Consider the following 25013-nt stretch of genomic DNA (forward strand, 5'->3'; position numbering starts at 1 on the left):
CACCGGAGCTCCCGGATCCTCCAGCGCGACCCGATCGGCCACCACCCGACGGGCCGGACCACAACCGCAACGCCCCGCCCACACGCTTCGGATCCAGGCGCCCGTCGATCGTCGGGCCGCCAGCTGCGGGAGCCGATGGCGCGGATGCGCTGTCAAGCCAGTCGCTCAGCGCATCCCTCAGTCCGGCAGCCGCTGCACCGCCGCCTCCCTTGTACACACCACTAGTTCCCATCAGGACGCCACCACCGGCCCGAGCAGCGATGTCAGCGCCTTCGAGGTGTCGGTATCGTCGGCACCCACCACGCGCCACCCCTCAAGGACATCGACGTACTGAGCTTCGATGGAACGGAACAGCATCACCGTCGAGGCATTCACATCGGTCGCGCGCAGCCGAGCCAGGGCGACGAGCGCCTCCTGCTGTACCGCCGGATGCAGTCGCGCCAGTGTGATGATCGCGTTCACCGCCGCGAACTGCACGCCCGGCTCGTCCTGGAGGCGTCGGCCGAGATGATCGAGCAGCACCGACACATCTCCCAGAGGCAAGGCCTGTAGCTCGTCCTGAGATACCGCCTCACGTTCGATCTGCGACCTTGACGCCAATGCCGCAGCGATATCCCGCAACTGTTCCGGAAGCCCCTCGTCGACGAGCAGCCGACCATGGAACGCCGCCGCAAGCGTCAAGTACCCGCCAGCCGCAGCCGCGTCGAGGGCAGGCGGAAGCTTGGCCCACCGGATCATGGTTGCCGAGAACGACTCTTCGTCGACACCTTCCCCATCATCTGCGTCCCCGCGATCGGCGGCGGCGCCGGACTCTGCGACCTCGGACAAACGCTCCAGCCGGGGACGCAGCACCCCCGCGCTCAGCCAACCGAGCAGAGTGTCGAAGTCGGTCGGCAACGTGCGCTCCAGCACCATGAGTTTCGCGACCGCATCCGGCGACAATGCAATCCCTCGCCGATCCGCGATCGACTGCCGGACGTTCAAGTCATTCATGAACCGCTTGATTCGACGCGGGTTCGCCTGCAACTTCTCATACAGAATCGGGGTCAACCTCGCCGCGCTCTGCATCGCAGACCGCAACGAACCATCCGCCGGCAGCTCCAGGTCATCGAGGCTCCCGGCAGCGACGCGCAGCTCACCACACGCCCGCACCAGCTCTGCGAACGCATCATCACTGCCGCACTCCTGCTTCGCCAGAAGTAGGAACAAGTATGCCCGCGTGTCGAACGCGCTCAATGCCGGAACTGGCACCGTCGTCTGCACGATCTTGTGGAGATACAAGCTCGCAACACTCTCTCGCCCGTCCCCGACAAGCGGTGTTCCAAGATGCATCCGAATCGCCTCCGCGACCCGCGCCTCATCCGCAGCCACGACGAAGCACATCCCCGGGACCGACAGGAACAAGCGGATCGTCTCGAGAGTCTCGACCACAGTCGGCGGTAGACATCGATCGAGGTCGTCGACCAACACGACGACTCGCGACACATGCGCCAACGCCGGGTCGGCCAGCAGCTTCTGGAACTCCTCCTTGAAAGACGCCATGCCCTTGGGCGAATCGAGTGACTCAGGGTCGTCGCTGACCAAGTCGAAGACGTCGTCCAACGACGGAAGCTGCAAGGTCAAAGCCGTTCGGGCCGCCATCTTCACAGCCTTGGACCAGTTGACACGCTTCACCAGCGCCTTCAGTGCAGTCAGACCCGCCGATCCCACAGGGTCGGACGCGTCAAACTCAGCACTCAACGCACCGAGGATCTCGGCTATCAAACTCTCTTTGGCGCCCACTGCCGGGTCGTACTGCCAAGGGTTCGACCGAACCACGACAACCACTTGACCATCCACGTTCTCCGTGGCGATCCGATTTTCAATCAGATGCAGCACCGTCGTCTTGCCGCTACCCCAAGCGCCCTCAAGACCGAGAGCAACTGGATCCAGCTCACCGTCGAATAGCGCATCGACCACGGTGTCCGCGATCGCATCGAACGACAGCAAGTCTGTCGCCGATGGCTCATCCGACCACAACCGAAAATCTGACCCCACAACAACCCCCAGTGCTTCGCAACTCAACCCAGGCCAGCGTTCCGACCCTACGGACTGGAACCGACTCCCTCCCCAGAACCACACGCCTCAGCCACAAGCGCGTGTCCACGGCACTTGGCAGAGATGCCAAGTGCCTGCCAACTACCCGTGGAATATGTCATTTCGGCGTGGAACCTACACCTACCCGAAGTCCCCCGGGGCCATGTCCGTGAAGCGCGAGAAGTGGCCCTGGAAGGCGACGGTGATCGTATCCGTGGGGCCGTTGCGGTGCTTGGCGACGATCAGGTCGGCCTCGCCGGCGCGGGGGCTGTCCTTCTCGTAGGCGGCCTCGCGGTGCAGCAGCACCACCATGTCGGCATCCTGCTCGATCGAGCCCGACTCACGCAGGTCGCTCAGGGCGGGCTTCTTGTCGGCGCGCTGCTCGGGACCACGGTTCAGCTGCGACAGCGCGATCACCGGCACCTGCAGCTCCTTGGCGAGGAGCTTCAGCGCACGCGAGAACTCCGAGACCTCCTGCTGGCGGCTCTCGACGCGCTTGCCCGACGTCATCAGCTGCAGGTAGTCGATGACCACCATCTTCAGACCCACCCGCTGCTTGAGCTTGCGGCACTTCGCGCGGATCTCGACCAGCGTCATGTTCGGGCTGTCGTCGATGTACAGCGGCGCGTCGTTGATGCGGCCGCGGGTGGCTGCGATCGTCGTCCAGTCGCGGGAGTCGAGCGTGCCCTTGCGCATGCTCTGCAGCGGAATCGCACCCTCGGCGCTCATCAGACGCATGGCGATCTCACTGCGCCCCATCTCGAGCGAGAAGACGATCGTCGGCTGCTGCGCCTTGATCGCCGCCGCGCGGGCGAAGTCCAGCGCCAGCGTCGACTTACCCATGGCGGGACGCGCCGCGATGATGATCATCTGACCCGGATGCAGACCGTTGGTCAGCTGGTCCAGCCCGGCGAATCCGGTGGGGATGCCGGTCATCTGACCGTCGCGCCCGCGCGCGGCCTCGATCTCCTCGACGGCCGCGTTGACGGCGACCTCGAGCGGGACGTAGTCCTCGGCCTGCTCGGCACCGGTGACCGAGTAGATCTCCGCCTGCGCGTTGTTGACCAGGTCGAGCGCATCGCCCTGGCCGTTGTAGCCCATCTGCACGATGCGCGTGCCGGCCTCGACGAGCCGTCGCAGCAGCGCGCGCTCGCGCACGATCGACGCATAGTACGCGGCGTTGGCCGCGGTCGGCACGATAGAGGTCAGCGAGTGCAGGTAGTCGGCGCCGCCGGAGCGCTGCAGGTCACCCGTCTTGATGAGCTCGTCGGTGACGGCGACCACATCGGTGGGCTCGCCGTGCGAGTAGAGCGAGAGGATCGCCTCGAAGATCAGCTCGTGCTTCGGCACGTAGAAGTCGGTGCCGCGCAGCGCCTCGATCACATCGGCGACGGCGTCGCTCGACAGCAGCATCCCGCCGAGGGTGCTCTGCTCGGCGAGGAGGTCGTGCGGCGGCGTGCGCTCGGGTCCGCGGCTCTCGAGGGGTCCACCGAAACGATCCTCGGAGATGTCCGCGATCGACATGCAGTCCCCTTCACACGCTCGATGACCGGTCCCGCCGCGAGACCACACGCCACGTTAGGGACGGGGTCCGACAGTCGCAAACAGGCCTGTGGATAACTCTGTGGATGATCTGCGTGAAACGCCGGACACCCTGTGCACAGTGCCTGTGGAAACACGCCGTGGCATCCAAAGATTCTCCCCAGAAAAAGCCACTTGACCGGGCATTCTCTGATTCACACCCTGTGGATTCACAATGTGGTTGAAGTGCCGGTTGAAGGTTCGGCCCGTGCGTGAGGGTTGGGGACAACCATGGGGATGAATGCGTCGTTGTCAAGTCGAGGGGTCGGCTCGCGCGCGTCGGTCGGGCGTGTCCCGCGCGAAGACGCCGCGCGTCCGAGGGGTCTAGACACAAGTGATATATCGGCGTATCTTCACGTATCCAGGCACTCCATGGGCGTCGGCTCGCGCCGGCATCCCGACACATCGTCGTGGGAGGTGAACATGGTGACGATCGCAGTCCCCCCGCTGCGCCGCGGACGTTCGACCACAGAGTCGACACGGCGATGGGCCATGCTGGGCGCCCTCGGTGTCGGCGCCGCGTTCGCCTGGTTCACCCTCACCCTGTTCTCCGGTCCGTCGGCCCATGCCGCCGATGACACCGACAATCCTCTCGGCTCCCTCGTCGGCGGCGTCTCCAGCACGCTGTCGACGGTCACGACGCCCGTGCTCGACCCGGTCGCAGAGATCCTCTCTCCCGTCGCCGAGACCGTCGCTCCCGTGGTCGAGACCGTGGCACCCCCGGTCGGCGATATCGTCACCTCCGTGGCTCCGGCGCTCGAGCCCCTCGCGCCCGCCGGCGACGTCGTCGCCCCGATCGGCTCGGCGGTCGGCGAGATCGTGAGCCCCCTCGCACCTGTCCTCGCACCCGTGACCGGCGCGGTCGCGCCCCTCGTGGATGCCGCGGCCCCCGTGACCGACGCGGTGACATCGCTCCCCGTCGTCGGAAGCCTCGTGACCCCCCTCACGAGCGCGGTCCCCCCTGCCGGGGGCGCGGCATCCCCCACCGACCCGTCCGCGGGCTCGCCGGCCTCCACCGAGGCCGCGCTCGCGGTGCTCACGGCGGCCTGGGATCAGGCGACGGCCGGGCTCGGAGCCACGCTGAACACCGCGCTCGTCTCGCTCGAGACGGCGGTGACCTCGTTCGTTCCCGGTGCCGCCGTGCTGACCCCGGCATCCGTGCTGCCCGCATCACCGACGGGGGGATGGGCCCCGCCCGGGTCTGCCCTGGAGGCGACCTCGTACTTCTCCAGCGCGGCTGGATTCTCCTTCGGCGCGAGCGCTGTGCTCGCCTTCGGTCTGTTCGCAGCGCACCGTGCCTGGATGCTGCGGCGCGCACCGGGAGACGAGTACGCCCTGCCCGCGCCGGTGTTCGACACCGACGTCTCCCCTGACTGACGGGGGTTCGGCCGCCTTCTGAGCGGCACGATCCCGCGCGCTCTCGCGCGCACCCCCGTCAACACTTTCAGGAGAGAGACATCATGAACACCACCATCAAGCGCGCCCTGTGGGGCACGCTCCTGGCCGGAGGCATCACGCTCTTCGGCGCGACGGTCGCACAGGCGGCCGAGACCACGGGCGACGACGGTTTGCTGTCGGGAACCCAGGGGCTCCTCTCCGTGGCGGTGCCCGTCACGGTCGCCGGCAACGGCATCTCGGTGCTGGGCGACGCCACGAGCACCGAGGCGCAGACCTCGGCACCGTCGGTGTCGATCGGCGGCGGAGACGCCTCCACGGGCGGCTCCGACGGCGTCGGCTCCGGCACACAGGCCGTCATCGACGTCGTCGTGCCGGTGACACTCGGCGGCAACGCCGTCTCGGTGCTCGGCGACGCCGACAGCACGGATGCCGCGACCTCCCCGGCCGCGGAACCCGCCGCGCCGGCCTCCGCACCGGCCGAGGCACCCGCTGCCACCACCAGCGGCTCGGACAGCGTCCTGGGCGGCACCCAGGGCGTCGTGGACGTCGCGGTGCCGGTGACCGTGGGTGGCAACGCCATCTCGGTGCTCGGCGATGCCGACAGCACGGATGCCACCACCACGGCCCCGGCCGGCGCCCCCGCCGGAACGACCGACGGCTCCACCACGAGCGGCACCGACGGCGTCCTCGGCGGCACCCAGGTGCTCGCCCCGATCACCGCACCGGTGACCGCCGGCGGCAACGCCATCTCCGTGCTCGGCGACGCCGACAGCGCGGATGCCACCACCACCGCCCCGGCCGGAAGCACGGGCGGCGCGACCGGAGGTGCGACCACCAGCGGCACCGACGGCATCCTCGGCGGCACGCAGCTGGGCCTGCCGATCACGGCGCCGATCACGCTCGGCGGCAACGCGATCGCCGTGGTCGGTGACGCCACCACGACGGCGCCGACCACCGGCCCGACGACGCCCACGACGCCGACCACGCCCACCACGCCCACGACCCCGACGACGCCCACCACGTCGACCACGCCGACCACACCCGGCACGTCGACCACGGGCGGCACCGCTGTCACGGGCGTGCTGGCCGCGAGCGGCGCCGTGAAGACGCTCGCTCAGACCGGCGGCGTCCTCACCCTGCTGCCGCTGCTGGCGGGGCTGGCCGCGCTCGCTCTGGGGGTGATGCTCACCGCACGCCGCCGTGCACGCACCGAATGACCCCCGGCGGGAGGAGCCGGCGACCGTGCCTGGCACCGGCTCCTCCACCGTCCGGCGGAAACGACGGATGCCGTGACCTCACCTTGGGGGAGGTCACGGCATCCGTGCGGCGTTTCGACGCGGCGCTCGCGCGCCTCGCTCAACGACCGGTTCTCGACGCTGCATCGCGGCGCTCGCGCGCCTCGCTCAACGACCGGGAATCCGGCGGGACTTACTTGGCGGCGACCACCTGAAGGGTGATCACAGCGGTGAGGTCGTCGCGCAGACGCACGGTCGCCTCGTGCTCACCGACGGCCTTGATGGGCGCGGTGATGTGGATCTTGCGCTTGTCGAGCTCGCCGAGACCGGCAGCCTTGACGGCGTCTGCCACGTCGGCGGTCTTGACCGACCCGAAGAGGCGGCCTTCCTTGCCGGCCTTGACCGACAGCTTGACCTTGTTCGACTCGAGGGTGTCCTTGAGCGCGACGGCCTCTTCGTGGTCGTGGATCGCACGGGCGTCACGGGCGGCGCGGATGGACGCCACCTGCTTCTCGCCACCGCGGGTCCACGCCACAGCGAAGCCCTGAGGGATGAGGTAGTTGCGGGCGTACCCGTTCTTGACCTCGATGACGTCGCCGGCGCTTCCGAGCCCGGCAACCTCGTTCGTGAGAATCAGCTTTGCCATGATGGGTGCTCCTTAGCGGCCAGCGCCGGCGTAAGGCAGGAGCGCCATTTCGCGCGCGTTCTTGATCGCCTTGGCGATCAGACGCTGCTCCTGCACCGAGACACCGGTGATACGACGGGCGCGGATCTTGCCGCGCTCCGAGATGAACTTGCGAAGCGTTGCGACGTCCTTGTAGTCGATGACGCCGACGCGGATCGCCTTCGCGGGAGCGGCGTTCTTCGCGCCCTTCCGCGGCTTACGGCGATCGCCGGTAGCCTTTCCAGCCATTGTTTTCCTTAGGTGTGTGCGGATGCCGAGGCATCCAGAATTCGAGAATCTTGCGACGGATCCCGGGTTTCGACTCGGCCCTGCGGGCCTCGCTCAACCGTGAGTCGATCTCGCGTCAGTGTCGCTTCGCGACAGTGACCCGAGCCGACTCAAAACGGAGTGTCGTCGCCGTAGGCGCCGGGTGCGCTCCAGGCGTCGGGTGCGGCAGAACCCGGGGTCGCCCACGGCTCCTCCTGCTGCACCTGCTGCTGCGGACGCGACTGCTGGCCGCCTCCGTAGTTGCCTCCGCCGGATGCGGCACGCGTGACCTGAGCCGTGGCATACCGCAGCGAGGGGCCGATCTCGTCGACCTCCAGCTCGATCGCGGTCCGGTTGTTGCCCTCGCGGTCCTGGTAGGAGCGCTGCTTCAACCGACCGGTCGCGATGACACGGGAACCCTTCGTCAGCGAACCGGCGACGTGCTCGGCGAACTCGCGCCACACCGACGCGCGGAGGAACAGCGCTTCGCCGTCCTTCCACTCGTTGGCCTGACGGTCGAAGTTGCGAGGAGTCGACGCGATCGTGAAGTTCGCGACGGGCAGGCCGTTCTGCGTGTACCGCAGCTCGGGGTCTGCCGTGAGGTTTCCCACGACGGTGATGACGGTCTCGCCGGCCATCGTCGTTACGCCTTCGCTGCCTTGCGGGCGGCCTTGGCCTCGGCGCGCTCCTTCTCGGCGGCGACCTGGGCGATCGCCTCCTCGGCACGCAGGACCTTGGTACGCATGATCTGCTCGTTCAGCTTGAGCTGACGGTCGAGCTCCTGCGTGGCCTCGCTCGTGGCGGTGAAGTTGACGACGGCGTAGATGCCCTCGTTCTTCTTCTGGATCTCGTACGCCAGGCGACGCTTGCCCCAGATGTCGACGTTCTCGATGGTGCCACCGTCGCCGGTGATGACCTTGAGGAACCCGTCGAGCTTGGGGGCGACCTGACGCTCGTCGATCTCGGGGTCGAGGATGACCATGAGCTCGTACTGGTGTGAGTGCGTCACTAACCCACCTCCTTCGGACTAGAACGGATGCCGGGCATTTCCCGGCATCAGGAGGGTTGATGCACGTGCCCGCGCGGATTCCGGAACGGAACGCAGACGGGCAACCACAACAGTCTACCCGACGAGCGCTACGCTCAGGGACGACGACGGGACGACGGAAGGACGGCGGATGCCGAGCACGCACGTTCCGGCGCGTTCCGGCGCCGTGCTGACGGCACTACTGCTGGCCGCCGCGGTCTGCAACCTCACCACCGGCGGCGCGACCGTCGCCCTCCCCGACATCGCCGCGACCTTCGACGCCTCGCAGACCACCCTCAACCTCGTCGCCCTCGGCACGGGCCTCGGCCTGGCCATGACCGTGCTGTACGCCGGCGCCATCGGCGATCGCCACGGCCGGGTCCGGGTGCTCTGCATCGGACTCGTGGGACTGCTCGTCGCCGGCACGGCCGCGAGCCTCGCCCCCTCGATCGGGTTCCTCATGGCGGCGCGCGTGCTCACGGGGATCGCCGCCGGATTCGCGTTCCCGACGACGCTCGCCCTGATCACCGCACTGTGGGGCGAGGGGCCCGCCCGCGTCCGCGCGATCGCGCTGTGGACCGCGACGGGCGCGGTCGCGACGGTCGGGGGATCGGTACTGTCGGGGGCCCTCGTCGTCGCCTTCGGGTGGCGTATCGCCCTGCTGCTGCCCGTCCCCGTCGCCGTCGCCGCGCTGCTGATCGCCGCGCGCGCGATCCCGCGCGGTGTCGCCGAGTCGGACGAACCGGTCGACCACCTCGGCGGGGTTCTGTCGGTGCTCGCCGTCGCCGCACTGGTCCTGGGTCTCGGCATCGTGTTCGCGCCGGGAGATGCGGCGGCCGGCCTGACGCTCCTGGTCGCGGCGGCGGCGCTGATCGCGGCCTTCGTCGCGCGCCAGCTGCGCGTCGCGGCGCCCCTGTACGACCTTCGGGTCGCCCGGCGACGCCTCTTCTGGGTGCCGGCGGTCGCGGGAACACTCGCGTTCGGGTCGCTCGTCGGCGCCATGTTCGTCGGTCAGCAGTATCTGCAGAACATCCTCGGCTACGACGCCCTGCAGGCCGGCGTCGCCCTCATCCCGGCCGCGATCGCCCTGCTCGTCTGTGCGCCGTTCGCCGCCGTCCTGGTCGAGCGCGGCACCCGGATCGCGATGATCGTCGGCTACGTCGTGCTCATCGGCGCCTTCGGCACGATGCTCGCGTGGAACGAGGACACCACGCCGGTGGTGGTCGCCGCCGCGTTCGCCCTGGTCGGGGGAGGAGCCTCGTTCGTGATGACCGCGGCATCCCGCTCGCTCACCAGCAGCACGCCGGTGCGCAAAGCGGGCATGGCCTCGGCGACGAGCGACCTGCAGAGCGATCTCGGCGGGGCGGTGCTGCAGGCGCTGCTCGGTGCCGTGCTCGCCGGCGGATTCGCGCACGTGTTCGCGGGGCTGATCGCCGCCTCACCGGATGCCGCGGCCCTCTCCGACGACGTGACGCGCGCACTGCAAGCCTCGTTCGCCTCCGCCGCCCATGTCGCAGCGGAGAACCCGGCATACGCGACGCAGATCCTCGAGGCCGCGCGCCTCAGCTTCGTCGACGGCGCCTGGGCGGCGTATCTCGTGGGGGCCGTCGCGCTGGTGCTGGGGCTGCTCGTGGTCGCGGTCGGGCTGCCGACGGCATCCGTCGAAAAAGAGTTGCGCGCCCGTTATCGTGACGAGGACGCACGGACGGCGCCCTGAAAGCTCGGCCCGGTAGCGTGACGACATGAGCACGCCTGCGGCATCCTCGCCCTTCGACGCGCGACCGCTCATCGAGCCCGCCGATCGCGCGGCGGTGCGCGCCTACGTCCGCGAGCTGCGCGCCGGCGGGCGGGCACCGGCCGCCGCGACGGGCGCGCGCGTCGTCATGGCCGTGATCGTCGGCGTGGTCTTCGCGATCGTCTTCGGGTCGACGATCCTGGGCGTGCTCGCCGGAGCGATGAGCGCCGCATCCGCGGCCGTCTCCGGAGACGGCTTCACGGTGCTGGCCTTCGCGCCGGTGGTCATGCTCGTGGCCGTCGTCGCGGTCCTCGCTGTCGGCATCGTGCGGGCGTTCGGCGCCCGGACGGGGGAGCGCTGGTGGCGCCTCGATCGCTTCGCGCGCGCCAACGCCATGACCTGGTACCCGTCGGTGCCCGCGCCGGCGCTTCCGGGGATGGTGTTCGGCCTCGGGCACGGCCGCGAAGCCACGGACGTGGTCCGCGGCGAGAGCCCGCGCTTCGTGGAGTTCGGCAACTACGTCTACCGCACCGGCTCGGGCAAGAACGAATCCACCCATCGGTGGGGCTACGTCGCGGTGAAGCTCGCGACGCCCCTGCCGAACATCGTGCTGGATGCCCTGGGCAACAACGGACTGTTCGGCTCCACCCTGCCGGCCGCCTTCGACGGGGCGCAGCGGCTCAGTCTCGAGGGCGACTTCGACCGCTACTTCACCCTCTACTGCCCGTCCGGCTACGAGGCCGACGCCCTGTACCTCTTCACGCCCGACATCATGGCCCGCTTCGTCGATCACGCGGCCGCCCTCGACGTGGAGATCGTCGACGACTGGCTGTTCCTCTACACGCAGCGCGAGGCTTCCACCCTCGATCCGGCGACCTGGGCCTGGCTGTTCTCCGTCGTGGCGGCACTGCTCGACAAGCTCGCGCAGTGGGAGCGCTGGCGCGACGACCGGCTCGCTCCGCCCGCAACGGCGGTGACGACGCATCCCGCGGCAGGGGACGCCACGACAAGGGATGCCGCGTCGGCGGAGCCCGCGTCGGCGGCGCTGCCGTTCGGGGCGCCCACGGCATCCCTGCGGCCACCGCCCGGCGTCGCGCCGGCGGGCCGCCGCCTCCGCCGACGCGTTCCGTGGGCCGCCATCATCATCATCGGCACCGTGCTGCTGCTGATGCTGTTCGGCCCGCTCGGCGTGTTCGCCTCGCTCATCGAGAATCTGTCGAACTGACACCCGCGTTGCACGTGAAACGGCGCGCGGCGCCGGTCGCGCGACAACGAGTTCAGGCGGCCGGCAAGGGCGCGAACAGGTCGACGGCGTTGCCGTCGGGGTCGAGCACGGTCGCGTAGCGCTGCCCCCAGAAGGCGTCGAACGGCGCGACGTGACCGTCGTGCCCCGCCGCCACGAGAGCGGCGTAGACGGCATCCACCTCGGCGGGGCTGTCCTGCACGAACGCGAGCGCGATCCGATGGCCCCCCGACGCCGGCTCGTAGCCGGGGTCGAAGCTGCGGATCGTCTCGACCGTGTCCCAGGCGAGGGCGACGCCGCCGTCCAGCACCGCGTCCACGTGCGGCGCATCGTCTTGGCCGTCGGCGATCGGAACGCCGAGCGCGCGGTAGAACGCGAGGGATGCCGCCATGTCGCGCACGACGATGCCGATGAAGCCGAGTTTCACTGTCATCCCGTCAGGCTATGGCAGGCCGGAGACACTCGCCCTCGCGCGCCCCGCGTGCACAACTCCGCCTGAACCGCACGCGCCCGAGCCGCACGCCCCCGCCGGTGCCATCCAGCTGGAGTTACGCACGCCGCGCGCGGGCCGCAGAACCGCGGGCCCCAGGCCCGGGGGCAGCAGGGCACGCGGATGCCGCGGCTTCAGCCGCGAGCGGCGCGCCACGCCTCCCGACGTGCGGCCTGCTCGACGGGGTCGGGCACCGGCAGCGACGCGATCAGCTTGCGCGTGTAGTCGTCCTGTGGGTCGCCGAGCACCTGCGCGGTCGGGCCGGTCTCGGCGATGGTGCCCTTGTGGAGCACGACGACGCGGTGCGCGAGCATGTCGACGACCGCGAGGTCGTGGGTGATGAACAGGGTCGCGAACCCGAAGCGCTCCTGCAGCTCGCCGAACAGCTCGAGCACACGCGCCTGCACCGACACGTCGAGCGCACTGGTCGGCTCATCGGCGATGAGCAGCTTCGGGTCGAGGGCGAGACCGCGCGCGAGCGACGCCCGCTGGCGCTGGCCGCCCGACAGCTCGTGCGGGAAGCGGTCGCCGAACGCCTTGGGAAGCTGCACGGCCTCCAGCAGCTCGTCGACGCGGTCGCGCGCATCGGCCGCATCCCGCGCACCGCCGTGCACGATGAGCGGCTCGGCGACGTTCTGCGCGATCGTCAGCAGCGGGTTGAAGCTCGTCGCCGGGTCTTGGAAGACGAAGCCGAGGTCCTTGCGGTGGCGACGGAACGTGCGCTCCTTCACGCCGTTCATCTCCACATCGAGCACCCGCAGCGACCCCCCGGTCACGGGCGTGAGCCCCGCGATCGCCCGACCGATGGTGGTCTTGCCCGATCCGCTCTCGCCCACCAGTCCCACGACCTCGCCGGGCGCGATCGTGAAGCTCACCCGGTCGACCGCGCGGAAGCCGGCGCGGCGCAGGCGTCCGGCGTACTCGATGACGAGATCCTCGGCCGCGACCACCGGCACCGCCTCCGCGGCACCCGCCGGCGGCTGACGATCGACGATCTCCAGTCGCGGCACGGCCGCCAGCAGACGCCGGGTGTACGCGTCGCGGGGCGCGGCGAACAGCTCGGCGACCGGGGCGGTCTCGACGACCTCGCCGTTGAGCATGACCGCGACGCGATCGGCGAGATCGGCGACGACGCCCATGTTGTGGGTGATGAGCACGATCGCCGTGCCGTCCTCGTCGCGCAGCCGACGCAGCAGATCGAGGATCTCCGCCTGCACGGTCACGTCGAGCGCGGTCGTCGGCTCGTCGGCGATGATCACGGTCGGGTCGAGCGCGAGCGCCGTCGCGATGACGATGCGCTGCTTCTGACCGCCCGAGAACTGGTGGGGATAGTCGTCGACGCGTCGTTCGGGATCGGGGATGCCGACGCGGCCCAGCATCTCGATGGCGCGGGCACGGGCCTGCTTCTTCGTGTACTTCCCGTGCGCCCGCAGGCCCTCCGCGAGCTGCCAGCCGACGGTGAACACCGGATTGAGCGCCGTCGACGGCTCCTGGAAGATCATCGCGGCCGTGGTCCCGCGCAGGCGCCGCAGCGACTCGCGATCGAGCCCCACCACGTCGGTGCCGTCGAGCACGACCGCGCCCTGCGTCAGCGCCGTCTCGGGCAGGAGTCCCAGGATCGTGCGCGCCGTGACGGTCTTGCCGCTGCCCGACTCGCCCACGATCGCGAGCACCTCGCCGGGCCGCACGTCGAGACTCACGCCGCGGACGGCGTGGACGTCGCCGCCGTCGGTCGCGAATGTGACGTCGAGCCCGCGGATGTCGACGGCGGACGCGTCGGAGGATGCCGTGGCCATCACTCCACCTCTCCCATGAACTCGCGCGAGGCCGGCCGCGTGGCGGCGACGGCGTCGGCCGGCGTCTGCGCCTTCGCGCGGCGGCGGGCCCGCAGGCGCGGGTCGGCCAGGTCGTTCAGGCTCTCGCCGATGAGGGTGATGCCCAGCACCGTCAGCACGATCGCGACGCCCGGCGGGATCGCGGTCCACCAGATGCCGGCGGCCACGTCGCTGATCGACTTGTTGAGGTCGTAGCCCCACTCGGCGGCGGCCGTCGGCTCGATGCCGAAACCGAGGAAGCCGAGGGCGGCGAGGGTCGAGATCGCCTCCGACGCGTTGAGCGTCACGATGAGCGGCAGCGTCCGGGTGGCGTTGCGCAGCACGTGGCGGAACATGATGCGCGGCGTGGAGGCGCCGATCACCTTGGCCGACTCGACGAACGCCTCCGCCTTGATGCGCACGACCTCGGCGCGCACGACGCGGAAGTACTGCGGGATGAAGACGACGGTGATGGATGCCGCGGCGGCGAGGATGCCGGGCCACAGCCCCGACTGCCCGCCGCTGATGGCGATCGCGACCACGATCGCGAGCAGCAGGGTCGGGAAGGCGTAGATCGCATCCGCCACGACGACGAGGGTGCGATCGACCCAGCCGCCGAGGTAGCCGGAGACGAGGCCGAGCAGGATGCCGATGAACACCGAGAGCACGATCGCCACGATGACGACGTAGAGCGCCGTCTGGGCGCCCCAGATCACGCGGGAGAGCACGTCGTACCCACCGACGGTGGTGCCGAGCAGATGCTCCGCGCTGGGCGGCTGCTGCGCCCCGAAGTTGCCGTCGGGGCCACTCAGCTGCGCGAACCCGTAGGGCGCGATGAGGGGGGCGAGGATCGCGCAGAGCACGAAGATGCCGGTGAGCACGAGACCGGCGACGAGCATGCCGCGCTGGAGGCCCACGCTCTGGCGGAGTTGATGGACGACCGGCATCCGGTCGATGAGGCGGGGCTTGGTCATGTCCGCATCCCTCTTCAGTACCGGACCCGCGGGTCGATGAACGCGGCGATGATGTCGACGGCGAAGTTCGTGAGCGCGACGATGATCGCGATCATGGCGACGATGCCCTGCACGGCGACGAAGTCGCGGGATGCCAGGTACGCGGCCAGCTGGAAGCCCAGCCCCTTCCACTCGAAGGTCGTCTCGGTGAGCACCGCACCGCCGAGCATGAGGGCGATCTGCAGACCGATCACCGTGATGATCGGGATCAGGGCCGGCTTGTACGCGTGCGTGCGGACCAGACGGCCCTCGCGGACGCCGCGGGAGCGGGCGGCGTCGATGTACGGCATGTTGAACGTGCCGATGACATTCGTGCGCACCAGGCGCAGGAAGATGCCCGCCGTCAGCAGGCCCAGGGTGAGCGCGGGCAGCACCGCGTGCAACAGCACGTCCTGGATGTAGGCGGGGTTCCCGGTCGCGATCGCGTCGATGAGGTAGATGCCGGTCCCACCGTTGCGGCCGATGGCCAGCTCGGTGCGCACGCTTGCCCGGCCCGAGACGGGCAGCCAGCCCAGCCAGACACCGAAGATCAGCTTGGCGACGAGGCCCGCGAAGAACACCGGCGTGGCATAGAAGAGGATGGCGCTCACGCGCAGCAGCGCGTCGGGCCAGCGGTCGCGCAGCGCCGCGGCGACGAGGCCCAGCGGGATGCCGACGAGGAAGGCCACCACGAGCGAGTACAGCACGAGCTCGAGGGTCGCGGTGCCGTACGTGACGATGACCTGCACGACCGGCTGGTTGTCGGTGATGGTCGTGCCGAAGTCGAAGGTGAGGATGCGCCCGAGGTACTCGACGTACTGCACGAAGATCGGGCGGTCGTAGCCCGCCTCGTGGATGCGCTCGGCCAGCTGGTCGGCCGGCAGCCGTCCGCCCAGCGCCGCCGTGATCGGGTCGCCCGTCAGGCGGATGAGGAAGAAGACCAGCGTCACCAGGATGAGCACGGTCGGGAAGATCAGCAGGAACCGGATGAGGATGTACCGGCCCAGCGTCGACCCCGAACGACTCTTCGTCACCTCGAGCGCGGGTGGCGGCTCGGCGATGGAGGATGCCGCGACGTTGCTGGTCATGGATGCCTACTCTACGGATGATGGGCGTTTCGACTCGCTGCGCTCGCTCAACGACCGGGGGTGTGATCCCCCGGTCGTCGAGCGAGGAGCGCAGCGACGAGTCGAAACGCCCGCGGCGGTTACTTCGTGATCGGCGCGAACCGGAGCTTGAACGACGCGTCGAGCGTCACTCCCTTCACGTCCGCACCGGTGACCGCGACCTGGGCGCCCTGCAGCAGCGGGACGGTGGACAGATCCTTCGCGACGAGCTCCTGGATCTTCTCGATGTCGGACGTGCGCGTGGCGGCATCCGGCTCCACGGCCTGCTTGAGGATCAGGTCATTGACCTCCTGGTTGACGTAGTGGTTGCCCAGGAAGTTCTTCTCGAGGAAGAACGGCGTCAGGTAGTTGTCGGCGTCGGAGTAGTCCGGGAACCAGCCCAGCTGGTAGGCGGGGTAGACGTCGGCGGTGCGGTCCTTGGAGTACTGCACCCACTCGGTCGACTGCAGGTTGACCGTGAAGAGACCGTCCTTCTCGAGCTGCTGCTTGACCAGCGCGTACTCGTCACCCGAGGAGGGGCCGTAGTGGTCCGGGCTGTACTGCAGGCTCAGGGTGACGGGCGTCGTGATGCCGGCCGCGGCGAGCGTCGCCTTCGCCTTGTCGGCGTCCGGACCACCGTTGCCGTCGCCGTACAGGCCCTTCAGCGCATCCGTCGCACCCGCGAAGCCGGCCGGGACGTAGGAGTACAGCGGGGTGTACGTGCCCTTGTAGACCTGCTCCGAGATGGTCTCGCGGTCGATGAGGTCGGCCACCGCCTGGCGGACGGCGAGCGCCTTGGCCGGGTCGGCCTCGGCGGTCGTGGCGCCGAACGGCTGCGTGTTGAAGTTGAACACGATGTAGCGGATCTCGCCGCCGGGGCCCTCGACGACCTTGACCTTGTCGTTGCCCGACAGGTCGGACACGTCGGTGGCCGACAGGCTGCGGTAGGCCACGTCGACGTCACCCTGCTGCACGGCGAGCTTCAGGTTCGACGACTCGGCGAAGTAGCTCAGGATGACGCCCGAGTTGGTCGCGGCGGGCAGCAGTCCCTTGTAGTTGGCGTTCGGGGTGAACTCGACGGTCTTGTTGAAGTCCCACTTCGTGATCGAGTAGGGCCCGCCGAAGGCGTCGGCCGAGACGATGTCCTGGTCGGGCGTGATCGCGTCGGCCGAGAACACCTCCTCGTCGACGATCGCGCCGGGGAACGAGGTGAGGATGAAGGGGAAGACCTGGTCGTTGTCGGTCTTGAGCTTGAAGACCACCGTCGTGGCGTCGGGGGTCTCGACGCTGTCGAGGTTGTAGAGCAGGCTCGACGCCCCGTTCGGGTCGGCGATCTTCAGGTTGCGGTCGAAGGAGAACTTCACGTCCGAGGAGGTGAGGTCGTGGCCGTTGGCCCACTTCAGACCGGCCGGGAGCGTGACGGTGTACTCGTTGGGGGCGGTGAACTCGGCCGACTCCGCGAGGTCGGGCACGACCTCGGTCGAGTTGTAGTCCGTGTTCACGAGATACGGGAAGACCTGCGTCTGCACGGCGAGCGAGCCGTTGTCGTACGAGCCGGCCGGGTCGAGGGTGGTCACCTTGTCGGTGGTGCCGACGATGACGGGGCCTCCGGCGGCGCCGTCGGTCGAGCCACCGGTCGAGCCGCCGCCGGCGCAGCCGGCGAGCAGGAGCGCGGAGACGGCGAGTGCCCCGGCGGCCAGGCCGATGCGGCCTCGACCAGTCCCCGGGGAAGTGAAGTGCAGTGCCATATGAACTACCTCTGCTGTGTGTCGGTCGACCCCGCCGGGGAGGCGGAGTCCAGACCGCTATCTTGACCCCGGCATCCGGAATTCACCCCGTCATCGCGTTTTTTGTAACGAGAATGAAACCCGGGACCAGCGATCGTGGATCGCCGTTCCGTCACGAGACGCCGCGGTCGCCGTCCGTCCCGGTGAGCAGCCCGTCGGCGCGCGCGACCCGCGCGATCTCGACCTTCGTGTGCACCGGGCGACCCACCGCCGCGTACTTCGCCTTGACGCGATTGAGGTACTTGCGGGCGGTGTCCTCCCGCACGCCGATGCGTTCGGCGACCTCGCCGATCGTGTGGCCGGCGCCGTAGAGCACGACGAGCCGCTCCTCCTGGGGACTCAGCGCGGGCCGCACGGGCAGCGCCGCGAGAACCGCGCGTGCGCGGGGGGACCAGGCGCGTGCGCGGCGGCGCACGGCGTCGATGACGGCGAGCACGACCCGCTCAGATTCGAGAGAGGACACGATGCCGTCCACCCCGGCATCCCTCAGCACGCACATCGTGCGATCGCCCGCGCCCGGCACCAGGGCGACCACGCGCAGCCCGGCGGCGCGACAGGCGGCGAGCGCTTCGAGTTCCGGTCCGTCGGCCAGCGACGCCGAGACGAGCAGGATCATCTGAGCCCGCCCGGCCCGGTCGGTGCCCCGCAGCCGCATCGCGAGGTCGTGCAGCGAGGCCGACTCGTCCACGACGCTCATGCCGAGACGCCGCGTCAGCAGCTCGCGAGCACGCCCGCGGCGCGCGCTCGACGCATCGACGATGGCGGCGCGCCGCAGCGCTCCCCCTCCCGGCTGGACCATCCCGACTCCTCTCCTCCCGTAAGTGAGAGTCCGAAACCACCGATCTGTGACGCGGTTCGGCGAGATTCCTGCCGTGACGAATGTCATGGCGCGGTCGTGACGCCCGTGTGCGGCAGGTCACGCCGGGCCGCGGCAGAGTCGGAGACATGGATCAGAACGAGGGAGTGCTCGCGGTGGATGCCGCGGGCCTGCGCAAGAGCTTCGGCAGCGTCCGAGCGGTGGAGAGCGTCGATCTGCGAGTGCGCCCGGGGGAGATCGTCGCCTTCCTGGGCCCGAACGGCGCGGGAAAGACGACGACGATCGACATGCTGCTGGGGCTCTCCGACCCCGACGGCGGCGCGGTGCGGGTGTTCGGTGAGAGCCCGCGGGCGGCGATCTCGCACGGACTGGTGTCGGCGGTGCTGCAGACCGGCGGCCTGCTGAAGGACATCACGGTGCGCGAGACGCTCGCTCTCACGGCGAGCCTGTTCGCCGACACGCGTCCGATCGAGGAGGTCATGCAGCGCGCGGGCATCAGTGAGCTCGGGAGTCGACGGGTCGGCCTGTGCTCGGGCGGCCAGCAGCAGCGGCTGCGCTTCGCCATGGCGCTGCTCAGCGACCCCGGACTGCTGATCCTCGACGAGCCGACCACCGGCATGGATGTCGAGGGGCGTCGCGCGTTCTGGAGCGCGATCCGCTCCGACGCCGCCCGTGGCCGCACGGTGCTGTTCGCGACCCACTACCTCGACGAGGCCGACGAGTACGCCGACCGCATCGTGCTCATGAGCCGCGGCCGCATCGTGGCCGACGGCTCCACCGCCGAGATCAAGAACCTCGTGTCGGGACGCATCGTGCGTGCCACCCTGCCGGGCGCCGACCCGGCGCGCCTCGCCGCCCTTCCCGCCGTCGACGACGTCGAGTTCGCCGGCGACCGCATCAGCATCCACACGAAGGACTCGGATGCCGTCGCCCGCCACCTCCTCACCGAGACGGCGGCCCGCGACATCGAGATCACGTCCCAGAACCTCGAGAGCGTCTTCCTCGCGCTCACCTCCGAAGGAGCCCCCGCATGAGCACCGCATCCACCGCGCCGACCGCGCTGTCGACCGATCGCGTCACCCTCGACCGGCGGGTGCCGCCGCTCGGCGGCTTCAACCTGACCTATCTGGGCATCGAGCTGAAGCGCCGCCTGCGCAATCGCCGGACGCTCTTCTTCACGATCGCGTTCCCCGTCGTGATGTACGTCATCATCGGCCTGCGGCTGCGCGACGAACAGCTGACGGCGACGCCCGTCGCCGACGGCGGTGTCTCCGTCGCGGCCTACATCATGGTGTCGATGGCGATGTACGGCGCCATGATGTCGGCCACCCAGACGGGCGCCGCCGTCGCGCTCGAGCGCACGCAGGGGTGGAGCCGCCAGCTGCGCCTCACCCCGCTGAACCCGCTCGTCAACATCATCATCAAGATGATCGCGGGCATGGTGCTGGGGCTGCTCGCCGTGGTCGCGACCTACGCGGCCGGCGCGATCAGCGGCATCCAGCTCAGCGCCGGGCAGTGGATCGGCACGGGCCTGGTGGGCTGGGTGCTCGCGAGCGCCGTGTTCACGACGCTCGGCCTCTTCGTCGGCTACCTCATGCCGAGCGAGAACGCCGCCCAGGTGACGAGCCTCATCGTCGTCTTCCTGTCGTTCCTCGGAGGCCTGTTCTACCCGCTGAGCAGCATGCCCGACTTCATGCAGACGATCGCGAAGTTCACACCGGTGTACGGCATCGGAGAGCTCGCCCGCTCGCCTCTGACCGGGGAGGGCTTCGACGCGATGTGGCTCATCAACGCCTTGGTGTGGCTGGTCGTGTTCGTCGCGGGGACGACCTGGGCGTTCCGGCGCGACACGAAGCGCGTGTGAGAGGCGCGCCCTACAGTGAAGTCCGTGAGCGCGACGCGAGACGATCTCGACGGGACCGGGTGGGACGTTCCCCCGGTCCCCGCCTCGTCGACCGCACCGACACCCCGTGAGATCCTGACCGCCCGCGCCGCCCGCGGCTGGTACGTCGGCGCGTCGATCTCGCTCATCTGGTTGTTCATCGTGGCCACCGAGGCCGTCGCGGCGGCCGACACCGCGGTGTCGAGCGCCGTCGTGATCGCCCTGCTGGTGTGCTTCGCGGCATCCTTCCTGATCGCCGTCCCCGTCTCGCGCCTTCTGCCCCTGCGCCTTCGGCTGCTTCCGGCGGCCTGGCTGTTCGTGCTCTCCTTCAGCCTGTTCCCCTGGATCGGGTGGGACGTCCGCGGCGTCTGGAGTTACGTGGGCGTCGCGATCGGCATGGCCGTGGTCCGGCTGCGCACGACCTGGCTGCTGCTGCTCGCGCTCGGAGCGGCATCCCTGGTCGTCGGGGTGATCTCCGACGGCTGGACCGAGGGCGTGCTGTTCCTGCCCGCGATCATCGTCTCGGTCTCCGCGATGATGGCCGCGTTCGGACGCAACATCGCGGCCATGAACGCCCTCCGGGCGACCCGCGACCAGATGGCGGAGATGGCCGTGGAACGCGAACGCAGCCGCGTCGCGCGCGACCTGCACGACATCCTCGGCCACTCGCTCACGGTCATCACGGTGAAATCCGAGCTCGCCGGACGCCTGATCGAGGTCGATCCGGCACGGGCACGGGGGGAGATCGGCGAAGTCGAGGCCCTCGCCCGCGGGGCTCTCGCCGATGTGCGCACCACCGTCGCCGGCTACCGCGGGGTCAGCGTCGCGGGCGAGCTCGCCGCTGCGCGGGCGGCGCTGGATGCCGCGGGCATCGCGGCCGAGCTGCCCACCGCCACCGAGAACGTCCCTGCCGAGCGCCGCGAACTGGCCGGCTGGATCGTGCGCGAAGGTGTGACCAACGTGATCCGCCATGCGCAGGCGTCGCGGTGCCGCGTGCGCCTGAGCGCGCGCAGCGTCAGCATCGAGGACGACGGGGTGGGCCCGGCATCCGCAGCGACCGCCGCCGGCACCGGGCTGATCGGCCTGCGCGAACGGGTGGAGGCCGCCGGCGGACGCCTCACGCTCGGACGCAGCGACCTCGGCGGGTTCCTCCTGCGGGTGACGCTGTGATCCGGCTGCTCATCGCCGATGACCAGGCGCTCGTGCGCGGCGCGCTCTCCGCCCTGCTCGGGCTCGAGCCCGACATCGAGGTGGTCGCCGAGGTGGGGCGCGGCGACGAGGTGGTGGATGCCGCGGTGCGCACGGCCGCCGATGTCGCGCTGCTGGACATCGAGATGCCCGGGATGGACGGGATCGCGGCGGCATCCGCGCTGCGCAGCGCACGACCCGCGTGCCGGGCGCTCATCGTGACCACCTTCGGGCGACCGGGGTACCTGACGCGCGCGATGCGGGCGGGAGCGGCCGGCTTCGTGGTCAAGGACACACCGGCCGCACAGCTCGCCGACGCCGTGCGCCGCGTGTCGCAGGGGCTGCGGGTGGTCGACCCGGCCCTCGCCGCCGACTCGCTCGCGCAGGGGGAGTCGCCGCTCACGAGCCGAGAGACCGACGTGCTCTCCGTCGCGCGTACCGGCGGCTCGATCGCCGACATCGCGCAGATGCTGCACCTGAGCGAGGGCACCGTCCGCAATCACCTCTCCAGCGCGATCGGCAAGACGGGGGCCCGCAACCGCGCCGATGCCGTGCGGATCGCCGACGAGAACGGCTGGCTCTAGCCGCGCAGCGAACGGATCATCGCCGCGAGCAGGCGCAGCGCCTCATCGCGGTCCTCCGCGTCGAGGCCGTCCAGCATGCGCTCCTCCACCGAGCGCACGGCGGTGCTGGCGGCGGCCAGCGCGGTGCGGCCGCGATCGGTGATCGTCGCGGGGAGCACCTTCCCGCTGACGGGGGTGTCGGGCCGCGAGATCTCACCGTCGCGCTCGAGCTTCTGCAGCAGCACGTTCATCGTCTGGCGGGTGACGAAGGTGCCGCGGGCCAGATCAGAGTTCGACAGGCCGGGGCGCTGTGCCAGCAGCTCGAGGCACGCGTAGTGGGTGACGTTCATCCCGAGCGGTCGCAGAACGTCCTCCATCGCGGCCCGGAGGGCGCTGGCCGCCTCTTTGAGGCGATAGCCGACGGAAGTCGGCAGATCGATGGCGGGAAGGCGTTGACTCATGTCAGTATCCTGACATACAGTTGCATGTCAGATAACTGACACACGAGAGGACGATCCCATGCCCGCCACCGGCCCCGACTTCATTTCCCTGCAGGTTCGCGACCTCGCCGCATCCCAGGCGTTCTACGAGAGCTTCCTCGGCCTCGTGCGCTCACCGGCCGGACCCCCGCACGCCGTCGTGTTCACGACGGCGCCGATCGCGTTCGCCGTGCGCGACATCGTCGATGACGCCGTCCGGGATGCCGCCACCCCGCCGGGGGCGGGCATCGCCCTCTGGCTGCACGCGACCGACGTGCAGCAGATCCACGACGCCCTGGTCGCCGCCGGCCACGAGATCGTCGCGGCGCCGATCGACGGCCCGTTCGGCCGCACCTTCACGTTCGTCGACCCGGACGGTTACCGCATCACGCTGCACGACCGCGCCTGACCGGCGAGGCCGCGGGGATGCCGCCGTCAGCGCAGTCCGAAGTGGTCGAGCTCGGCGTCGTCCAGCATCCGCGAGCGGATGAGGAAGCGCATCCCCGTCGGACCCTCGACGCTGAAGCCGGCCCCGCGGCCCGGGACGACGTCGATCGTGAGGTGCGTGTACTTCCAGTACGCGAACTGCGCCTCGGACATGAACACCTCGATCGGATCGTCCAGTCCCACGTCGAGGTCGCCGAGCCTGATGTCCGACGGCCCCGTCAGGAACATGCCGACGGGGTAGCACATCGGTGCACTGCCGTCGCAGCATCCGCCGGACTGGTGGAACATGAGCTTCCCGTGCTGCGCCGTCAGCCGGCGCAGCAGTGCCGCCGCGGCATCCGTGACCGCGACGCGACTGACAGTGGTGGTCATCGCTCGACCTTTCCCTCCGGAGATGATCCGGCGCCCGAGACGCGCGTGCGTCCCGTGCGCCGGATCGTCTTCGGCGACGCGGCTCAGAAGAAGCCCATCGCTCCTTCGGCGTAGGACACCAGCAGGTTCTTGGTCTGCTGGTAGTGATCGAGCATCTTGAGGTGGTTCTCGCGACCGATGCCCGACTGCTTGTACCCGCCGAACGCGGCGTGCGCCGGGTACTGGTGGTAGGTGTTCGTCCAGACGCGACCCGCCTCGATGCCGCGCCCGGCGCGGTACATCGTGTCGGCCGAGCGGCTCCACACGCCCGCACCCAGGCCGTAGAGGGTGTCGTTGGCGGTGTGGATGGCGTCGTCGAACCCGTCGAAGCTGGTCACCGAGACGACGGGGCCGAAGATCTCCTCCTGGAAGATGCGCATGCTGTTCTGGCCCTCGAACACCGTCGGCGCCACGTAATAGCCCCCGCTGAGCTCGCCGCCGAGGTCCACCCGCTCGCCGCCGGCGAGGAGCTTCGCGCCCTCCGCCTTGCCGATCTCGATGTAGCTGAGGATCTTCTCGAGCTGATCGTTGGAGGCCTGCGCGCCGATCATGGTGGCCGGATCCAGCGGGTTTCCCTGGATGATCTTGCCGACGCGCTCCAGGCCGTCGCCGAGGAACTGGTCGTAGATCGAACGCTGGATGAGCGCGCGCGACGGGCACGTGCACACCTCGCCCTGGTTGAGCGCGAAGAACGTGAAGCCCTCCAGCGCCTTGTCGTAGTAGGCGTCCCGCTGACGCGCGACGTCCTCGAAGAAGATGTTCGCGCTCTTGCCGCCGAGCTCCAGGGTGACCGGGATGAGGTTCTGCGACGCGTACTGCATGATGAGCCGGCCCGTGGTGGTCTCACCCGTGAAGGCGACCTTGCGGATGCGCTTGTGCTGCGCGAGCGGTGCGCCGGCCTCGATGCCGAAACCGTTGACGATGTTCACGACGCCCGCCGGCAGCAGGTCGCCGATGATGTCGAAGAGGAACAGGATGGATGCCGGGGTCTGCTCGGCCGGCTTGAGGACGACGCAGTTGCCGGCGGCGAGCGCGGGGGCGAGCTTCCACGTGGCCATCAGCAGCGGGAAGTTCCACGGGATGATCTGGCCCACCACACCCAGCGGCTCGTGGAAGTGGTACGCGACGGTGTCCTCGTCGATCTGGCTGAGCGTGCCCTCCTGGGCGCGCAGGACGCCGGCGAAGTAGCGGAAGTGGTCGATCGCCAGCGGGATGTCGGCGGCCAGCGTCTCGCGCACCGGCTTGCCGTTCTCCCACGTCTCGGCGACGGCGATCTTCTCGAGGTTCGCCTCGATGCGGTCGGCGATCTTGTTGAGGATGTTCGCGCGGTCGGCGGGCGTCGTCTTCTTCCACGACTCGAACGCCTTCCACGCGACGTCGACGGCGCGGTCGATGTCTTCCGCGGTGCCGCGCCCGACCTCGGTGAACGGCTTGCCGGTAACCGGCGTGATGTTCTCGAAGTACTGGCCCTTGATGGGCTCGACGAACTCGCCGCCGATGTAGTGCCCGTACCGCGGACGGTACTCGGCGATCGCGCCGCGCTGGCCCGGAGCGGCGTAGACGCTCGAGACGCCCTCTTCGACGATGGTCATGATGTCTCCTTCGACAGTGCATGGTCCGCGGCATCCCTCGCCGCGTTCGGATGCGCTGACGCTACGCACCGCAACGTTGCATCGCGTTGCGCCGCGGCATCCGTCGCGAGCTGCGCCGCCGCATCCGTCGCGAGACACACCTTGCGCATCGAGAAACCGCTGCGCGGGGTGTTTCTCGCTGTGCGAGTGGTTTCTCGCGGCGGCGGGGCGGGCGGGCGG

Annotated in this window: 24 protein-coding genes; 9 read left to right on the forward strand and 15 right to left on the reverse strand. The window is 69.6% G+C overall.

Translation table 11 applies throughout. The annotated features are described in order from the left end of the window. Positions 1-231: 231 nt before the first annotated feature. Together AC1Q49_RS10685 and dnaB are read right to left on the reverse strand one after the other, a co-directional pair. Positions 232-1989 (reverse strand): KAP family P-loop NTPase fold protein, encoded by a 1758-nt coding sequence (locus AC1Q49_RS10685; RefSeq protein WP_198553654.1) that lies wholly within the window; start codon positions 1987-1989, stop codon positions 232-234. Between the two features lie 228 nt (positions 1990-2217). Further along, positions 2218-3600, reverse strand: a complete 1383-nt coding sequence (dnaB, locus tag AC1Q49_RS10690; RefSeq protein WP_060960798.1) for a replicative DNA helicase — start codon at positions 3598-3600, stop codon at positions 2218-2220. A 480-nt stretch (positions 3601-4080) separates the two neighbouring features. On the opposite strand from dnaB, the gene AC1Q49_RS10695 reads away from it, so the two are divergent. Together AC1Q49_RS10695 and AC1Q49_RS10700 are read left to right on the forward strand one after the other, a co-directional pair. Further along, positions 4081-5034 carry a hypothetical protein gene (locus AC1Q49_RS10695; RefSeq protein ID WP_492492076.1) on the forward strand — a complete coding sequence of 318 codons (954 nt, stop codon included), beginning with the start codon at positions 4081-4083 and terminating at the stop codon, positions 5032-5034. 83 nt (positions 5035-5117) lie between these two features. After that, entirely contained in the window at positions 5118-6272 is a 1155-nt protein-coding gene (locus AC1Q49_RS10700; RefSeq protein WP_492492078.1) for a hypothetical protein, read from the forward strand. Between the two features lie 211 nt (positions 6273-6483). Here the strand turns inward: AC1Q49_RS10700 and rplI are convergent, their stop codons facing one another. From rplI to rpsF, 4 genes are all read right to left on the reverse strand, one after another. Then, positions 6484-6936 (reverse strand): 50S ribosomal protein L9, encoded by a 453-nt coding sequence (gene rplI / locus AC1Q49_RS10705; protein WP_036288929.1) that lies wholly within the window; start codon positions 6934-6936, stop codon positions 6484-6486. Positions 6937-6948: 12 nt separating this feature from the next. Beyond that, positions 6949-7203 carry a 30S ribosomal protein S18 gene (rpsR, locus tag AC1Q49_RS10710; RefSeq protein WP_005054609.1) on the reverse strand — a complete coding sequence of 85 codons (255 nt, stop codon included), beginning with the start codon at positions 7201-7203 and terminating at the stop codon, positions 6949-6951. Between the two features lie 149 nt (positions 7204-7352). Further along, positions 7353-7859 (reverse strand): single-stranded DNA-binding protein, encoded by a 507-nt coding sequence (locus AC1Q49_RS10715; protein ID WP_060960800.1) that lies wholly within the window; start codon positions 7857-7859, stop codon positions 7353-7355. Between the two features lie 5 nt (positions 7860-7864). After that, positions 7865-8203, reverse strand: coding sequence for a 30S ribosomal protein S6 (gene rpsF, locus AC1Q49_RS10720; protein WP_060960846.1), 339 nt, complete (start codon positions 8201-8203; stop codon positions 7865-7867). Positions 8204-8399: 196 nt separating this feature from the next. Between rpsF and AC1Q49_RS10725 the strand changes: the two genes are divergently transcribed. Then, positions 8400-9965 (forward strand): MFS transporter, encoded by a 1566-nt coding sequence (locus AC1Q49_RS10725; RefSeq protein ID WP_492492081.1) that lies wholly within the window; start codon positions 8400-8402, stop codon positions 9963-9965. Positions 9966-9990: 25 nt separating this feature from the next. Next, positions 9991-11208 carry a hypothetical protein gene (locus AC1Q49_RS10730; protein WP_492492082.1) on the forward strand — a complete coding sequence of 406 codons (1218 nt, stop codon included), beginning with the start codon at positions 9991-9993 and terminating at the stop codon, positions 11206-11208. Positions 11209-11260: 52 nt separating this feature from the next. On the opposite strand, the gene AC1Q49_RS10735 is transcribed toward AC1Q49_RS10730, so the two are convergent. The 6 genes from AC1Q49_RS10735 to AC1Q49_RS10760 all read right to left on the reverse strand — a co-directional run bounded on the left by AC1Q49_RS10735 (position 11261) and on the right by AC1Q49_RS10760 (position 18214). Continuing rightward, positions 11261-11659, reverse strand: coding sequence for a VOC family protein (locus AC1Q49_RS10735; protein WP_101305180.1), 399 nt, complete (start codon positions 11657-11659; stop codon positions 11261-11263). A 191-nt stretch (positions 11660-11850) separates the two neighbouring features. Continuing rightward, a complete protein-coding gene (locus AC1Q49_RS10740) occupies positions 11851-13512 on the reverse strand; it encodes a dipeptide ABC transporter ATP-binding protein (protein WP_060960804.1) in 1662 nt (553 codons plus the stop codon). Continuing rightward, positions 13512-14504: an ABC transporter permease gene (locus tag AC1Q49_RS10745; protein ID WP_492492085.1), complete on the reverse strand. Its 993-nt coding sequence runs from the start codon at positions 14502-14504 to the stop codon at positions 13512-13514. Before AC1Q49_RS10745 ends, AC1Q49_RS10740 begins: the two co-directional genes overlap by 1 nt. 14 nt (positions 14505-14518) lie before the next feature. Continuing rightward, positions 14519-15610, reverse strand: a complete 1092-nt coding sequence (locus AC1Q49_RS10750; protein ID WP_101305179.1) for an ABC transporter permease — start codon at positions 15608-15610, stop codon at positions 14519-14521. A 119-nt stretch (positions 15611-15729) separates the two neighbouring features. Continuing rightward, positions 15730-17376 (reverse strand): ABC transporter substrate-binding protein, encoded by a 1647-nt coding sequence (locus AC1Q49_RS10755; RefSeq protein WP_101305178.1) that lies wholly within the window; start codon positions 17374-17376, stop codon positions 15730-15732. Positions 17377-17527: 151 nt separating this feature from the next. Then, positions 17528-18214, reverse strand: a complete 687-nt coding sequence (locus AC1Q49_RS10760) for a helix-turn-helix transcriptional regulator (protein WP_205281930.1) — start codon at positions 18212-18214, stop codon at positions 17528-17530. 146 nt (positions 18215-18360) lie between these two features. Between AC1Q49_RS10760 and AC1Q49_RS10765 the strand changes: the two genes are divergently transcribed. From AC1Q49_RS10765 to AC1Q49_RS10780, 4 genes are read left to right on the forward strand one after another with little or no spacing between them, the layout of a single operon-like run. Then, positions 18361-19266, forward strand: coding sequence for an ABC transporter ATP-binding protein (locus AC1Q49_RS10765; RefSeq protein WP_101305177.1), 906 nt, complete (start codon positions 18361-18363; stop codon positions 19264-19266). Continuing rightward, a complete protein-coding gene (locus AC1Q49_RS10770) occupies positions 19263-20096 on the forward strand; it encodes an ABC transporter permease (RefSeq protein ID WP_492492088.1) in 834 nt (277 codons plus the stop codon). Before AC1Q49_RS10765 ends, AC1Q49_RS10770 begins: the two co-directional genes overlap by 4 nt. Positions 20097-20120: 24 nt before the next feature. Then, positions 20121-21284, forward strand: a complete 1164-nt coding sequence (locus AC1Q49_RS10775; protein ID WP_492492090.1) for a sensor histidine kinase — start codon at positions 20121-20123, stop codon at positions 21282-21284. Continuing rightward, complete coding sequence (locus AC1Q49_RS10780) at positions 21281-21886, forward strand: response regulator transcription factor (protein ID WP_492492092.1); 606 nt, start codon at positions 21281-21283, stop codon at positions 21884-21886. The genes AC1Q49_RS10775 and AC1Q49_RS10780 overlap by 4 nt, the downstream gene beginning before the upstream one ends. Here AC1Q49_RS10780 and AC1Q49_RS10785 read toward each other — a convergent pair. Continuing rightward, entirely contained in the window at positions 21883-22326 is a 444-nt protein-coding gene (locus AC1Q49_RS10785) for a MarR family winged helix-turn-helix transcriptional regulator (RefSeq protein ID WP_492492094.1), read from the reverse strand. The two genes, AC1Q49_RS10780 and AC1Q49_RS10785, sit on opposite strands and share 4 nt — an antisense overlap. A 58-nt stretch (positions 22327-22384) precedes the next feature. Here AC1Q49_RS10785 and AC1Q49_RS10790 point away from each other — a divergent pair, with 58 nt between their 5' ends. Next, positions 22385-22753 (forward strand): VOC family protein, encoded by a 369-nt coding sequence (locus AC1Q49_RS10790; RefSeq protein ID WP_492492097.1) that lies wholly within the window; start codon positions 22385-22387, stop codon positions 22751-22753. Between the two features lie 26 nt (positions 22754-22779). On the opposite strand, the gene AC1Q49_RS10795 is transcribed toward AC1Q49_RS10790, so the two are convergent. Both AC1Q49_RS10795 and exaC read right to left on the reverse strand, forming a co-directional pair. Next, on the reverse strand, positions 22780-23163 hold the full coding sequence (locus AC1Q49_RS10795; protein WP_060960814.1) for a DUF779 domain-containing protein: 384 nt from the start codon (positions 23161-23163) through the stop codon (positions 22780-22782). A gap of 83 nt (positions 23164-23246) precedes the next feature. Then, positions 23247-24794 carry an acetaldehyde dehydrogenase ExaC gene (gene exaC, locus AC1Q49_RS10800; RefSeq protein WP_492492099.1) on the reverse strand — a complete coding sequence of 516 codons (1548 nt, stop codon included), beginning with the start codon at positions 24792-24794 and terminating at the stop codon, positions 23247-23249. Positions 24795-25013 lie beyond the last annotated feature (219 nt).

The sequence above is a fragment of the Microbacterium sp. MPR-TSA4 genome (genome assembly GCF_058792815.1).

Coding starts and splice junctions, on each gene's coding strand:
- dnaB (WP_060960798.1), bottom strand. CDS start 3,600: ATGTCGATCGCGGACATCTCCGAGGATCGTTTCGGTGGACCCCTCGAG.
- AC1Q49_RS10695 (WP_492492076.1), top strand. CDS start 4,081: ATGGTGACGATCGCAGTCCCCCCGCTGCGCCGCGGACGTTCGACCACA.
- AC1Q49_RS10700 (WP_492492078.1), top strand. CDS start 5,118: ATGAACACCACCATCAAGCGCGCCCTGTGGGGCACGCTCCTGGCCGGA.
- rplI (WP_036288929.1), bottom strand. CDS start 6,936: ATGGCAAAGCTGATTCTCACGAACGAGGTTGCCGGGCTCGGAAGCGCC.
- rpsR (WP_005054609.1), bottom strand. CDS start 7,203: ATGGCTGGAAAGGCTACCGGCGATCGCCGTAAGCCGCGGAAGGGCGCG.
- AC1Q49_RS10715 (WP_060960800.1), bottom strand. CDS start 7,859: ATGGCCGGCGAGACCGTCATCACCGTCGTGGGAAACCTCACGGCAGAC.
- rpsF (WP_060960846.1), bottom strand. CDS start 8,203: ATGGTCATCCTCGACCCCGAGATCGACGAGCGTCAGGTCGCCCCCAAG.
- AC1Q49_RS10725 (WP_492492081.1), top strand. CDS start 8,400: ATGCCGAGCACGCACGTTCCGGCGCGTTCCGGCGCCGTGCTGACGGCA.
- AC1Q49_RS10730 (WP_492492082.1), top strand. CDS start 9,991: ATGAGCACGCCTGCGGCATCCTCGCCCTTCGACGCGCGACCGCTCATC.
- AC1Q49_RS10735 (WP_101305180.1), bottom strand. CDS start 11,659: ATGACAGTGAAACTCGGCTTCATCGGCATCGTCGTGCGCGACATGGCG.
- AC1Q49_RS10740 (WP_060960804.1), bottom strand. CDS start 13,512: ATGGCCACGGCATCCTCCGACGCGTCCGCCGTCGACATCCGCGGGCTC.
- AC1Q49_RS10745 (WP_492492085.1), bottom strand. CDS start 14,504: ATGACCAAGCCCCGCCTCATCGACCGGATGCCGGTCGTCCATCAACTC.
- AC1Q49_RS10750 (WP_101305179.1), bottom strand. CDS start 15,610: ATGACCAGCAACGTCGCGGCATCCTCCATCGCCGAGCCGCCACCCGCG.
- AC1Q49_RS10755 (WP_101305178.1), bottom strand. CDS start 17,376: ATGGCACTGCACTTCACTTCCCCGGGGACTGGTCGAGGCCGCATCGGC.
- AC1Q49_RS10760 (WP_205281930.1), bottom strand. CDS start 18,214: ATGGTCCAGCCGGGAGGGGGAGCGCTGCGGCGCGCCGCCATCGTCGAT.
- AC1Q49_RS10765 (WP_101305177.1), top strand. CDS start 18,361: ATGGATCAGAACGAGGGAGTGCTCGCGGTGGATGCCGCGGGCCTGCGC.
- AC1Q49_RS10770 (WP_492492088.1), top strand. CDS start 19,263: ATGAGCACCGCATCCACCGCGCCGACCGCGCTGTCGACCGATCGCGTC.
- AC1Q49_RS10785 (WP_492492094.1), bottom strand. CDS start 22,326: ATGAGTCAACGCCTTCCCGCCATCGATCTGCCGACTTCCGTCGGCTAT.
- AC1Q49_RS10790 (WP_492492097.1), top strand. CDS start 22,385: ATGCCCGCCACCGGCCCCGACTTCATTTCCCTGCAGGTTCGCGACCTC.
- AC1Q49_RS10795 (WP_060960814.1), bottom strand. CDS start 23,163: ATGACCACCACTGTCAGTCGCGTCGCGGTCACGGATGCCGCGGCGGCA.
- exaC (WP_492492099.1), bottom strand. CDS start 24,794: ATGACCATCGTCGAAGAGGGCGTCTCGAGCGTCTACGCCGCTCCGGGC.